This window comes from Pseudonocardia sp. EV170527-09 (assembly GCF_008369905.1).
Lineage (GTDB): Bacteria > Actinomycetota > Actinomycetes > Mycobacteriales > Pseudonocardiaceae > Pseudonocardia.
In genome coordinates, this window is record NZ_VRMC01000036.1 from 15,520 (window position 1) to 26,456 (window position 10,937).

General features: G+C 74.3%; 11 protein-coding genes and 1 pseudogene. 8 read left to right on the forward strand and 4 right to left on the reverse strand.

Annotated elements, in window-relative coordinates:
- The first annotated feature begins 26 nt into the window (after positions 1-26).
- The 3 genes from FVA95_RS13320 to FVA95_RS13330 all read left to right on the forward strand — a co-directional run bounded on the left by FVA95_RS13320 (position 27) and on the right by FVA95_RS13330 (position 1,608).
- Positions 27-344 (forward strand): metalloregulator ArsR/SmtB family transcription factor, encoded by a 318-nt coding sequence (locus FVA95_RS13320; protein WP_020623405.1) that lies wholly within the window; start codon positions 27-29, stop codon positions 342-344.
- Between the two features lie 64 nt (positions 345-408).
- A complete protein-coding gene (locus FVA95_RS13325; protein WP_149664503.1) occupies positions 409-1,254 on the forward strand; it encodes an alpha/beta fold hydrolase in 846 nt (281 codons plus the stop codon).
- A 72-nt stretch (positions 1,255-1,326) separates the two neighbouring features.
- The gene (locus FVA95_RS13330; RefSeq protein WP_149664504.1) at positions 1,327-1,608 is read left to right on the forward strand and encodes a helix-turn-helix domain-containing protein; all 282 of its coding nucleotides are present in this window, start codon (positions 1,327-1,329) and stop codon (positions 1,606-1,608) included.
- A 3-nt stretch (positions 1,609-1,611) separates the two neighbouring features.
- Here FVA95_RS13330 and FVA95_RS13335 read toward each other — a convergent pair whose 3' ends face one another.
- The 3 genes from FVA95_RS13335 to FVA95_RS13345 all read right to left on the reverse strand — a co-directional run bounded on the left by FVA95_RS13335 (position 1,612) and on the right by FVA95_RS13345 (position 4,588).
- Entirely contained in the window at positions 1,612-2,223 is a 612-nt protein-coding gene (locus FVA95_RS13335) for a ClpP family protease (RefSeq protein WP_149664505.1), read from the reverse strand.
- A 5-nt stretch (positions 2,224-2,228) separates the two neighbouring features.
- Positions 2,229-2,846 carry a ClpP family protease gene (locus FVA95_RS13340; protein WP_060714014.1) on the reverse strand — a complete coding sequence of 206 codons (618 nt, stop codon included), beginning with the start codon at positions 2,844-2,846 and terminating at the stop codon, positions 2,229-2,231.
- An 80-nt stretch (positions 2,847-2,926) separates the two neighbouring features.
- Positions 2,927-4,588 (reverse strand): phosphoenolpyruvate--protein phosphotransferase, encoded by a 1,662-nt coding sequence (locus FVA95_RS13345; protein ID WP_149664506.1) that lies wholly within the window; start codon positions 4,586-4,588, stop codon positions 2,927-2,929.
- Positions 4,589-4,687: 99 nt separating this feature from the next.
- Here FVA95_RS13345 and FVA95_RS13350 point away from each other — a divergent pair, with 99 nt between their 5' ends.
- The 5 genes and pseudogenes from FVA95_RS13350 (at position 4,688) to FVA95_RS13370 (ending at position 8,690) form a co-directional block, all read left to right on the forward strand.
- Positions 4,688-5,449: a DeoR/GlpR family DNA-binding transcription regulator gene (locus tag FVA95_RS13350; RefSeq protein WP_020621686.1), complete on the forward strand. Its 762-nt coding sequence runs from the start codon at positions 4,688-4,690 to the stop codon at positions 5,447-5,449.
- A 26-nt stretch (positions 5,450-5,475) separates the two neighbouring features.
- Complete coding sequence (gene pfkB / locus FVA95_RS13355) at positions 5,476-6,423, forward strand: 1-phosphofructokinase (protein ID WP_149664525.1); 948 nt, start codon at positions 5,476-5,478, stop codon at positions 6,421-6,423.
- Entirely contained in the window at positions 6,420-6,869 is a 450-nt protein-coding gene (locus FVA95_RS13360) for a PTS sugar transporter subunit IIA (RefSeq protein ID WP_060714010.1), read from the forward strand. The genes pfkB and FVA95_RS13360 overlap by 4 nt, the downstream gene beginning before the upstream one ends.
- Positions 6,866-8,379, forward strand: a pseudogene (locus FVA95_RS13365) (PTS fructose transporter subunit IIC). The gene FVA95_RS13360 and the pseudogene FVA95_RS13365 overlap by 4 nt, the downstream one beginning before the upstream one ends.
- Positions 8,380-8,411: 32 nt before the next feature.
- Entirely contained in the window at positions 8,412-8,690 is a 279-nt protein-coding gene (locus FVA95_RS13370; protein WP_020621690.1) for an HPr family phosphocarrier protein, read from the forward strand.
- Between the two features lie 141 nt (positions 8,691-8,831).
- Here the strand turns inward: FVA95_RS13370 and FVA95_RS13375 are convergent, their stop codons facing one another.
- On the reverse strand, positions 8,832-10,850 hold the full coding sequence (locus FVA95_RS13375; protein ID WP_149664507.1) for a beta-galactosidase: 2,019 nt from the start codon (positions 10,848-10,850) through the stop codon (positions 8,832-8,834).
- Positions 10,851-10,937: the final 87 nt, after the last annotated feature.

Below are 10,937 nucleotides of genomic sequence, written 5' to 3' on the forward strand. Positions count from 1 at the left end.
GCAGTCACGCAGGTATCCTCGGCGGCGTGCACGAGTCCATTCCCGGCTTCGCGATGCCGCCCGAGGACGAGGTCCGCCGGGTGGCGGACGCGATGCGCATGCTCTCCGACCCGACCCGGGTCAAGATCCTCTGGGCACTGATGCAGGGCGAGTCCTCGGTGGCCTGCCTGGCCGACCTCGTCGGCGCCGCCCCCACCGCGGTGAGCCAGCACCTGTCGAAGCTGCGACTCTCGGGCCTGGTGGAGAACCGACGCGAGGGGACCTACGTCTACTACACGGTGGAGGACGCGACGGTCCGCGCCGTGCTGGAGCGCGTGCTCGGGCAGGTCGACACCGTCGAGTGATGACTCCCCGCCGGGGAGGCGTACGCTTTCGATTGCACGCAATCGATCTCCCAGGGAGGGCCTCATGCCCCAGCTCAGCATCGGCACCGAGAGCGGCAGCCCGCTCGAGCTGCACTACACCGACCAGGGGTCCGGTGCGCCCGTCGTGCTGATCCACGGCTGGCCGCTCTCCGGCCGCTCCTGGGAGAAGCAGGTCCCTGCCCTGGTCGAGGCCGGCCATCGGGTCGTCACCTACGACCGTCGCGGCTTCGGGCAGTCCTCGCAGCCCTGGGACGGCTACGACTACGACACCTTCGCCGACGACCTGCACGCCCTGCTCGTGCACCTCGACCTGCGCGAGGCGACCCTCGTCGGGTTCTCCATGGGCGGCGGCGAGGTCGTCCGCTACATCGCGAAGCACGGCACCGACCGGGTCGCCCGCGCCGTGCTGGCCGCGGCCGTCCCGCCGTACCTGTACAAGTCCGACGACAACCCCGACGGCGGCCTCGACGACGCCACCATCGAGCAGTTCCAGGGCGGTGTCACCGGCGACCGGATCGCCTTCCTGGACGGGTTCACGACGAACTTCTTCGCCGCGGGCGACCGCACCGACCTGATCAGCGAGCCGAGCCGGGTCTACCACCGCACGATCGCCGAGTTCGCGTCGCCGAAGGGCACCCTGGACTGCATCGCCGCGTTCGGACGAACCGACTTCCGCGGCGACGTGCAGAAGGTCTCCGACGCCGGCATCCCGACCCTGGTCATCCACGGCGACGCCGACGCGATCGTCCCGTTCGAGGTGTCCGGCAAGCGCTCCCACGAGTCGATCGAGGGCTCGCAGCTCGTGCTGATCGAGGGTGGCCCGCACGGCCTCAACGCCACCCACCCCGAGGAGTTCAACGCCGCCCTGCTCGACTTCCTGAAGGCCTGACCACCCGTCCCCGGGTTCCGCCGTGGGCGGAACCCGGGGACGACGGGGACCGTCCGGTCCTACCGTGCCCCCATGAGCGAACCCCTCTGGCGGCACGCACTCGGCCGCGAGCTGCGACGACGGCGGCACGTCCGCGGCGAGACCCTGCACGCGACCGCCGGGCGCGCCGGGGTGTCCCCGCAGTACCTCTCGGAGGTGGAGCGGGGCCGCAAGGAACCCTCCAGCGAGATGATCGCCGCCGTCGCCGGGGCGCTCGGGACCGACCTGGCCGGGCTGACCCGCGGCGTCGCCGACGGCCTGGCGGTCGCGCCGCGACCCCGCGGGCCGCAGTGCGCCTACGCCCTCGCCGCCTGACCCTCACCGGCGTTCCCGGGTCCGCGGCGGCTGCGGCTCGAGCACCGTGTCGAGCAGGCCGTAGTCGCGCGCCGCGGTCGCGGTGAACACACGGTCGTGGTCGGTGTCGGCACGCAGCCGTTCCACGGTCTGCCCGGTGTGGCGGGCCAGGATCTCCTCGATGTCGGCGCGGATCCGGACCAGCTCGTCGGCCTGCAGGATGAGGTCCGGGATGGACCCGCGGCCCTGCGCCGCGGGCTGGTGCAGCACGACCCGGGCGTGCGGCAACGCGCCCCGGCGGCCCTGCGCCCCGGCGGCGAGCAGCACCGCGCCCACCGACACGGCCTGGCCGACGCACGTCGTCGCGACCGGGCAGCGGACGTGCCGCAGCGTGTCGTAGATGCCGAGCATCGCGCTGGGGTCCCCGCCCCCGCAGTTGACGTAGAGCTGCACCTCGCGGTCGGGGTCGTCGGCCTCGAGGAACAGCAGCTGGGCGATCAGCGCGTTCGCGACGCCCGCGTCGATCTCGGTGCCCAGGTAGACGACACGCTCGGTGAGCAGGTGGGAGTAGACGTCGAGGACCCGCTCGCCGCCCGGGGTGCGGGCGATGACGTTCGGGATCGTGTAGGTGCTCATCGCCGTCACCGCCCCACGCCGAAGCCGGTCGGGACGGCACCGCGGCGCGGCACCACCTGGTCGAAGGAGTCCACGACGGCGTCGACGAAGCCGTAGTCGAGCGCCTCGGTCGCCGAGTACCAGCGGTCGTGCAGCGAGTCGGTGAAGATCCGGTCGACCGGCTGCCCGGTGTCCTGGGCGATCAGGCCGAGCACCGTGTCCCGGGTGTGGCGCAGGTCGTCGGCCTGCAGCTCGATGTCGACGGCGGTCCCGCCGATCCCCGACGAGCCCTGGTGCATCAGCACCCGCGAGTGCGGCAGCGCGCGCCGCTTGCCCGGCGTGCCCGCCGAGAGCAGGAACTGCCCCGCGCTGTAGGCGATGCCGAGCACGAGCGTCGACACGTCGCAGGGCACCAGCCGGAACAGGTCCCGCAACGCCAGCATCGCCGGCACCGACCCGCCGGGCGAGTGGATCCAGAAGGCGATGTCGGCGTCCGGGTCGCGGGCGGCCAGTGCCACGACCTGGGTGGCGAGCAGGGTGCCGTTGTCGTCGTCGAGGGGGCCGTCGAGCACGACGACCCGCTGGTCGTAGAGGTCGCGGCGGGCCCGGTCGTCGAAGCGGGGGCTGCGTGGTGAGTCGCTCATGACCCCACCGTGGCCGGGGGGGCGGCCCGGTCCGCGCCCGGTTCTGCCCTGAGCAGCTCCGCCCAGGGCGAACGGAGGCCTCAGCCGTCGAGGGCGGCGACGGCCCGGCGGGCCGCGATCGGGTCGGCCGCGGCGCAGGCCACCCTGGCCCGCTCCCGGCACTGCTCCACCGTCAGCCCGGCCAGGTTCGCCCCGACCGCGGCGAGCGCCCCCGAGCCCATCGACAGGCTCGCGACGCCGAGCCCCACCAGCACCGCGGCGAGCCCCGGGTCGGCCGCGGCCTCGCCGCACACCCCGACCGGGGTGCCGGTGCGCGCCGAGGCCTCGCCGAGCAGCCCGATCAGCCGCAGCAGCGCCGGCTGCCACGGGTCGTTGAGCGCGGCCACCGGACCGGACTGGCGGTCCGCGGCGAACAGGTACTGGGCCAGGTCGTTGGTGCCGACCGAGACGAAGTCGACCTCGGCCATGATCTCGTCGGCGGTGAGCACCGCGGCCGGGATCTCGATCATCACGCCGGCCTGGGTGATCCCGTGCGCCCGGCAGCGCTCCACGAACCAGCGCGCCTCCTCGGCGGTGGCGACCATCGGTGCCATCACCTTGAGCTCGACGCCGGTCTCCTTCGCCGCGGCGGCGAGCGCGGCGAGCTGGCGATCCAGCACGCCGTCGCCGTTGCCGGGGACGCGGGCGATCCGCAGCCCACGCACGCCGAGGGCGGGGTTGGGCTCGCCGTCGAGCGACAGGAACGGCAGCGGCTTGTCCGCGCCGGCGTCGAGGGTGCGGGCGGTGACCGGCCTGCCGGCGAAGGCGGACAGCACCGCGGTGTAGACCTCGCGCTGGGCGGCCTCGGTCGGCTCGTCGGCCGCGGAGAGGAACGCGAGCTCGGTGCGGAACAGACCGACGCCCTCGGCCCGCGCGTCCGCGGCCTTCACCGCGCCGGGGCCGTCGCCGACGTTGGCCAGGACCGGGACGACCAGGCCGTCGGCGGTGCGGCCGACGCCGTCCCACTCGGCGGTGACCGAGGCGGCGGCGGCGAACGCGGTCGCCTCGTCCAGGGTGGCGACCTCGACGACCTCACCGGTCCCGCCGTCGACGGTCAGTGCGGCGCCCTCGGCGATCCCGGTCGCGCCCGCGCAGCCGACGACCGCGGGGATCCCCAGCGAGCGCGCGAGGATCGCGGTGTGACTGGTCGGGCCGCCCTGTTCGGTCACCAGGGCGAGCGCGACGCCCGGCTTCAGCCCGGCGGTGTCGGCCGGCGCCAGGTCGGTCGCGACGAGCACGGCGGGCGCGTCCAGGTCGGCGACGCCCGGTGCGGGCAGCCCCAGCAGCTCGGCAACGATGCGGTCCCGCACGTCGTGGATGTCGCGGGCGCGCTCGGCCATGTAGCCGCCCATCGACGACAGCATCTCGGCGAAGGCGTTCGCCGCCTCCCACACCGCACGCGCGGCGGGCCGGCCCTGCCCGGTCACCAGGTTCTCCGCGTTCTCCAGCAGCGCGGGGTCCCCGACCATCGACACGGTCGCCTCGAGCACCTCCTTCGCGTCGCCGGTGACGGTCGCGGCACGCGCGGTCAGGCGCTGCGAGACCAGCTCGACGGCCGGCGCGATCCGCGCGGCCTCGGCGGCGGCGTCGGCCGGGGCGGGACCGGCGGCCGGCTCGCCCGGCGGCTCGGCGACGCGGACGACGCGGCCGCCGGCGCGGCCGGGGCTGGCAGGGATTCCGGTGAGGGCGGTCGTGCTCGGCATGGAGTGGCTCCCGGGGTTACGTCGGCGTGACCCGTTGACAAACACAGTAGAACCCACATACTCAGACACAAGCAAGCATCGAAGCGGGAGCGAACAAAGATGTACGCAGCGGAGCGTCAGCAGTGGCTGCTCGACCGGACCCGGGACCGGGGCCGGGTCGACGTGGCCGCCGTCGCCGAGGAGCTCGATGTCACCCCCGAGACGATCCGCCGGGACCTCGGGGCCCTGGAGCGCCAGGGGCTCGTCCGCCGGGTGCACGGCGGGGCGATCCCGTCGGACCTGCTGAACTTCGAGCCCGGGGTCGGCCAGCGCGACAGCCAGTTCGGCGCGGAGAAGGAGCGGATCGCCAAGGCCGCCCTCGCCGAGCTGGGCACCGCCGCGACCGTCCTGCTCGACGCCGGGACCACGACCTCCCGGCTCGCGAGCACGCTGCCCCGCGAACGCGACGTCACCGTCGTCACCAACTCGCTGCCGATCGCGTCCTCGCTGGCCGGACGCCCGAACGTGGACCTGCGGCTGCTCGGCGGCCGGGTCCGCGGGACGACGCTGGCCACCGTCGACGACTGGGGCACCGAGGTGCTGGCCGGTCTGACGATCGACGTCGCGTTCCTCGGGACCAACGGCTTCTCCGTGGCCCGCGGCCTCACCACACCCGACACGGGCGAGGGCGCGACCAAGCGGGCGATGCTGCGCGCCGCGCGCCGCACCGTCGTCCTCGCCGACGCCAGCAAGTTCGGCTCCGACCAGTTCGTCCGCTTCGGCACGCTGGCCGAGGTCGACACGCTGATCACCGACACCGGCCTCGCCGCGGCGGACGCCGCCGTGCTCGAGGCCGCCGGCCCCAAGGTGGTACGCGCATGACACCCCGTTCCGTCCCCGCTCCGCGGATGTTCGTGACGGTCACCCCGAACCCGAGCCTGGACCGGACCATCGCGCTGCCGCACCTGGTGCGCGGCGAGGTCCACCGGGCCGAGTCGGTCCGGATCGACCCCGGCGGCAAGGGCGTCAACGTCGCCCGCGCCCTGGCCTCGGCCGGGCACCGCACGGTGGCCCTGATGCCGTCGGGTGCCACGCCCGGCGAGCGGCTGGCCGCGCTGCTGGAGCCGACCGACGTCACGACCGTCGCGGTGCCGATCACCGAGGCCACCCGGGTGAACATCACCCTGGTCGAGCCGGACGGCGTCACCACGAAAATCAACGAGCGGGGTCCGCACCTGGCCGCCGACGAGGTCGAGGCCCTGATGGACCGGGCCTGCGCGCTCGGCGCGGGCGCGACCTGGCTGGTGGGCTGCGGCTCGCTGCCCTCCGGTGTGCGCGACGACTTCTACGCGGAGCTGGTCCGGCGCTGCCGCCGGCCCGGCCTGCGGATCGCCGTCGACACCTCGGACGCGCCGCTGCACCACGCCGTCACTGCGGCCCCCGACCTCGTGAAGCCCAACCACGCCGAGCTGGCCGAGCTCGTCGGGCGCCCCCTGGGCAGCCTCGGCGACGTGCTGCTGGCCGCCCGCGAGCTGCGTGCCCGCGGGATCGGCGCGGTCCTGGTCAGCCTGGGCGCCGGTGGCGCCCTGCTGGTCGACCGGTCCGGCGAGTACCACGCCCGGACCCCTCCGATCACCGTGCTCAGCACGGTGGGCGCCGGTGACTCCACCCTGGCCGGGTTCCTGGCCGCGGGCGGGGAGGGACCCGACGCCCTGCGCCACGCCGTGGCCTACGGCGCCGCCGCCTGCCGACTGCCCGGCTCCGCCACGCCGGGTCCGGCCGACATCCGAATCGACGACGTCGAACTGGCACCCACGCCGGACGTCACCCTCGCTCTCACCGGAGATGCCGCATGACCGCACTGATCACCGCTGATCTGGTCGACCTCGACGTGCCGTCGGCCGACAGGAAGACCGCCGTCACCGCCCTCGCCGAGCGCCTCGTGCGGGCGGGCCGGGTCACCGACCTGGACACCTTCCTCGCCGACATCGAGGCCCGCGAGGCCCAGATGCCGACCGGCCTGGAGGGCGGCATCGGCATCCCGCACTGCCGCTCCGCGGCCGTCACCGAGCCGACCCTGGCCTTCGGCCGGGCTCCGTCGGGTGTCGACTTCGGCGCCGAGGACGGTCCCGCCGACCTCATCTTCATGATCGCCGCCCCGGAGGGCGGGAACACCGACCACATGACGGTGCTCGCCGCGCTGGCCCGTCGCCTGGTCCGTGCCTCGTTCAAGAACGAGCTCCGCAACGCCACCGACCCGGCCGCCGTCGCGACCTTCATCCAGCAGGAGGTGGGAGCATGAAGCTCCTCGCCGTCACCGCATGCCCGACGGGCATCGCCCACACCTACATGGCCGCCGAAGCCCTCGAGGTCGCCGCCGAGGAGGCGGGGCACGAGATCGTCGTCGAGACCCAGGGTTCGGCGGGCTCGACGCCCTTCACCCAGGCCCAGCTCGACGAGGCCGAGGCGATCATCCTCGCCGCCGACGTCGAGGTGCGGGACAAGGAGCGCTTCGCGCACCTGCCGACCGTCACCTCCCCGGTCAAGAAGGCCATCGGCGGCGCGCCGGGCCTGATCGAGCAGGCCGTCGCGAAGGCCGCCGCGCAGCCGAAGGGCTCGGCCGCGGCCGCCGTCCCGGCCCAGCGCGACGGGTCCGACCTGGACACCAAGAACTTCGGCTCGGGCTTCGGTTCCAAGCTCCGCGGCTGGCTGATGACCGGTGTCTCCTACGTCACCCGTTCGTCGCGGCCGGCGGTCTGCTGATCGCGCTGGGCTTCGCGCTCGGCGGCTACCAGATCAACGAGGCCCCCGACGTCGTCTCCTTCGACGACAACGGCGTCGCCTCGGTCGTGTTCGACCCGGGTGCGGTGCAGTCCTGGGCCGCGCTGTTCTTCCAGGTCGGCGGCCTGGCGTTCGGCTTCCTCGTCCCGGTGCTGGCCGGCTTCATCGCCTACGCCATCGCCGACCGCCCGGCCCTGGTGCCCGGCTTCGTCGGCGGCATGATCGCCGTCCAGACCCATGCCGGGTTCCTCGGCGGCCTGGTCGCCGGCCTGCTCGCCGGCGCGATCATCTACGGCCTCAAGCTGTGGCAGCCGCCGCGTGCCCTGGCCGGGATCATGCCGGTGCTGGTGCTGCCGCTGATCGGCACCGCCGTCGTCGGCGCGATCATGTTCCTGGTCGTCGGCACGCCGCTCGCGGCCGCCACGACCGGCCTGACCAACTGGCTCAACGGCCTGTCGGGCACCAACGCGATCCTGCTCGGCGCCCTGCTCGGCCTGATGATGGCCTTCGACATGGGTGGTCCGGTCAACAAGGCCGCCTACGCCTTCGCCGTCGCCGGGCTGTCCACCGGGTCGGAGACCGCGCTGATGATCATGGCTGCGGTGATGGCGGCCGGCATGACCCCGCCGCTGGCGCTGGCCCTGGCCACGACCGTCCGCAAGAACCTGTTCACCAAGGTCGAGCAGGAGAACGGCCGCGCCGCCTGGCTGCTGGGCGCCTCGTTCATCACCGAGGGCGCGATCCCGTTCGCCGCGGGCGACCCGCTGCGGGTCATCCCGTCGCTGATGGCCGGGTCCGCGGTCGCCGGTTCGCTGTCGATGGCCTTCGGCGCGACGCTGCGCGCCCCGCACGGCGGCATCTTCGTGGTCCCGCTGATCGGCAACCCGTTCGCCTACCTGCTGGCGATCGTCGCGGGCACCCTGGTCTCCGCCGCACTGGTCGTCGGCCTGAAGTCGGCCCGCCGCACCCCGGCCCCGGCCGCCGTCGAGCAGCCCGCCGCCGCCCCGGCCGCCGCGCCGGTCGCCGGCTGACACCCACCACCCACACCGAGAGGAACACCGACATGGCCGAGCGCCGCGTGAAGGTGGGGTCGTCCGTCGGGCTGCACGCCCGCCCCGCCAACCTGTTCGTCACCGCCGCCAAGGAGCAGGGGGTGAAGGTGCAGATCGGGACCGCCGACGGTGAGCGTGGGCCGGTCGACGCCGCCTCGATCCTGTCCGTGATGGGCCTGGGCGTGCAGTCCGGCGAGGAGGTCGTGCTGACCTCCTCCGACGACGAGCAGGGCGAGGCCGCCGTCGCGGCCCTGGCCGAGCTGCTGGAGCAGGACCTCGACGCGAGCTGACCCCGCGTCACCCCGTACGGCCCGGACGCCCCGCCACGCCTGCCGCGCGGCGGGGCGTCCGGTCGTCCGCGGCCACGCTCCTGCTGTCGCGCCGTCGCCGAGAGGCACGTTTCCGCCCTCGCCGGGGCAGGAACGTGCGGTTCAGTCCCGGAGGACGGTCACCCCACGCGGAGGCAGGGTTGCGGCCCGGCCGGTGAGCGCCTCCACCGCGCCGAGCGGCCCCAGATCGACGGGGGAGTCGGTCCGGTTGACGACGAACCGGAACCCCTCGCGGCGGACCAGCTCCACCCGTCCCACCAGCTCGCCGGGCAGCTCGGACCCGATCCCGGCGGCGGCCAGCAGGCGTCGCAGCAGCGGGGCGCGGTCGGCGAGCCGGGTCGGGACGTAGGTCGCCGACCCGTCCCCGACCGGACGACGGGTCACCGCGGGCAGCCCGGCCAGGTCACCCGCGGCCGGGTCGGTGCCACCGCCGGTCCAGCGGGCGAGCACCTCGACGGCCGGGTCCACCACCTGCACGGCCTCGCTCCACAGGTCACCGGTGGAGCCGTCGTCGAGCTCGATGACGGCGCCCGGGTCGAGCGGGGCGAACTCCTCGACCCGGATGCCCAGCAGGTCGCGCAGCGCGCCCGGGTAGCCGCCGAGGACGGCGTGCGCGTCGTCGTCGACGGTGCCGGAGAAGTAGGTGGTGACCAGGTGCCCGCCGGCCTCGACGTAGGCGGTCAGCGCGGCCGCGCGGTCCGGGCCGACCACGTGCAGCACCGGGGCGACGACCAGCCCGTAGCCGGACAGGTCGGCGCCGGCGGGCACGACGTCGGCGCGGACCCCGGCGTCGAGGAACGCCCGGTACCAGCCGAGAGCCTCGGCCTTGTAGCGCAGCTCGGCGGTCGGGGTGAACGGTTGCTCGGCGGCCCACCACGACGGCCAGTCCCACAGCACCGCGGCCGGCGCGGGGACCCGCCGCGCCCCGGCGACCGGGGCCAGCTCACGCAGTGTCGCCCCCAGCGCGCGCACGTCCCGGAACAGCGCCGAATCCGGCCCGGCGTGCGGCACCATCGCCGAGTGGAACTTCTCCGCGCCCGCCGCGGACTGGCGCCACTGGAAGAAGCAGAGCGCGTCGGCGCCGTGCGCGAGGTGGGTCAGCGCGTCGCGGGCGAGCTCCCCGGGACGCTTCGCGCGGTTGACCGGCTGCCAGTTCACCGCCGACGTCGAGTGCTCCATCAGCCACCACGGGTCTCCGCCGGCGAGGTTGCCGGTGAGGTTGGCCGAGAACGACAGCTCGTCGCGGGCGTCCGGGCCGGGGAACACGTAGTGGTCGTTGGCGACGATGTCGACCTGCGGCGCCCACGTCGCGTAGTCCATGCCGCTCGTCTCGCCCATCACCATGAAGTTGGTCGTCACGGGTACGTCCGGGGTGAGCTCGCGCAGCAGGTCCCGCTCGGCACGCAGGTGGTCGAGCAGGGCGTCGGAGGAGAAGCGGGCGAAGTCGAGCTGCTGGGTCGGGTTCGGGTGGGTGCCCGGGCCGGTGCGGCGCGGGGTGCCGATCTCGTCCCACTCGCCGTAGTGCTGGGACCAGAACGCGGTGCCCCAGGCCCGGTTGAGCCGGTCGAGGTCGCCGTAGCGGCGCTGCAGCCAGGCCCGGAACGCGCGCTGCGCGTCCTCGGAGTGGTCGTGGACGTCGTGGCAGCCCAGCTCGTTGGACACGTGCCAGGCGGCGAGCGCGGGATGGTCGCCGTAGCGGCGGGCGAGGCGCTCGACCAGGGCGAGTGCGTGGCTGCGGAACACCGGGGAGGTCGGGCGGTGGTGCTGGCGCCCGCCCGGGGCGAGGATCCGGCCGTCGGCGTTGACGGCGAGGATCTCCGGGTGCCGGTGGTGCAGCCACGGCGGCGGTGAGGCCGTCGCCGTCGCGAGGTCGACGGCGATCCCGCCCGCGTGCAGCAGGTCCAGCACGTCGTCGAGCCAGCCGAGGTCCCAGCGGTCCGGTGCGGGCTGCAGCAGCGCCCAGGAGAAGACGCCGACGGTCACGATCGTCACCCCGGCCTCGCGCATGAGCGCGACGTCGGACTCCCACACCGCGCGCGGCCACTGCTCGGGGTTGTAGTCGGCCCCGAACTCGATGCGAGGACGGGAGGCACCGGGGGTGCGACGCAGCCAACGGGTCATGCACCCAGTGTGTCCATGACGATGTGCGATGTCGTGCGGATGTGTCCGACTTCGTGCAGATCAGGTTTCCCCGCGGTTACGGGCGGC

What these genes read in the sequence shown, in the direction of transcription:
- FVA95_RS13325 (WP_149664503.1), top strand. Translation starts at nt 409, where the DNA reads ATGCCCCAGCTCAGCATCGGCACCGAGAGCGGCAGCCCGCTCGAGCTG.
- FVA95_RS13360 (WP_060714010.1), top strand. Translation starts at nt 6,420, where the DNA reads ATGACCGCACTGATCACCGCTGATCTGGTCGACCTCGACGTGCCGTCG.
- FVA95_RS13330 (WP_149664504.1), top strand. Translation starts at nt 1,327, where the DNA reads ATGAGCGAACCCCTCTGGCGGCACGCACTCGGCCGCGAGCTGCGACGA.
- FVA95_RS13345 (WP_149664506.1), bottom strand. Translation starts at nt 4,588, where the DNA reads ATGCCGAGCACGACCGCCCTCACCGGAATCCCTGCCAGCCCCGGCCGC.
- pfkB (WP_149664525.1), top strand. Translation starts at nt 5,476, where the DNA reads ATGTTCGTGACGGTCACCCCGAACCCGAGCCTGGACCGGACCATCGCG.
- FVA95_RS13335 (WP_149664505.1), bottom strand. Translation starts at nt 2,223, where the DNA reads ATGAGCACCTACACGATCCCGAACGTCATCGCCCGCACCCCGGGCGGC.
- FVA95_RS13370 (WP_020621690.1), top strand. Translation starts at nt 8,412, where the DNA reads ATGGCCGAGCGCCGCGTGAAGGTGGGGTCGTCCGTCGGGCTGCACGCC.
- FVA95_RS13340 (WP_060714014.1), bottom strand. Translation starts at nt 2,846, where the DNA reads ATGAGCGACTCACCACGCAGCCCCCGCTTCGACGACCGGGCCCGCCGC.
- FVA95_RS13350 (WP_020621686.1), top strand. Translation starts at nt 4,688, where the DNA reads ATGTACGCAGCGGAGCGTCAGCAGTGGCTGCTCGACCGGACCCGGGAC.
- FVA95_RS13375 (WP_149664507.1), bottom strand. Translation starts at nt 10,850, where the DNA reads ATGACCCGTTGGCTGCGTCGCACCCCCGGTGCCTCCCGTCCTCGCATC.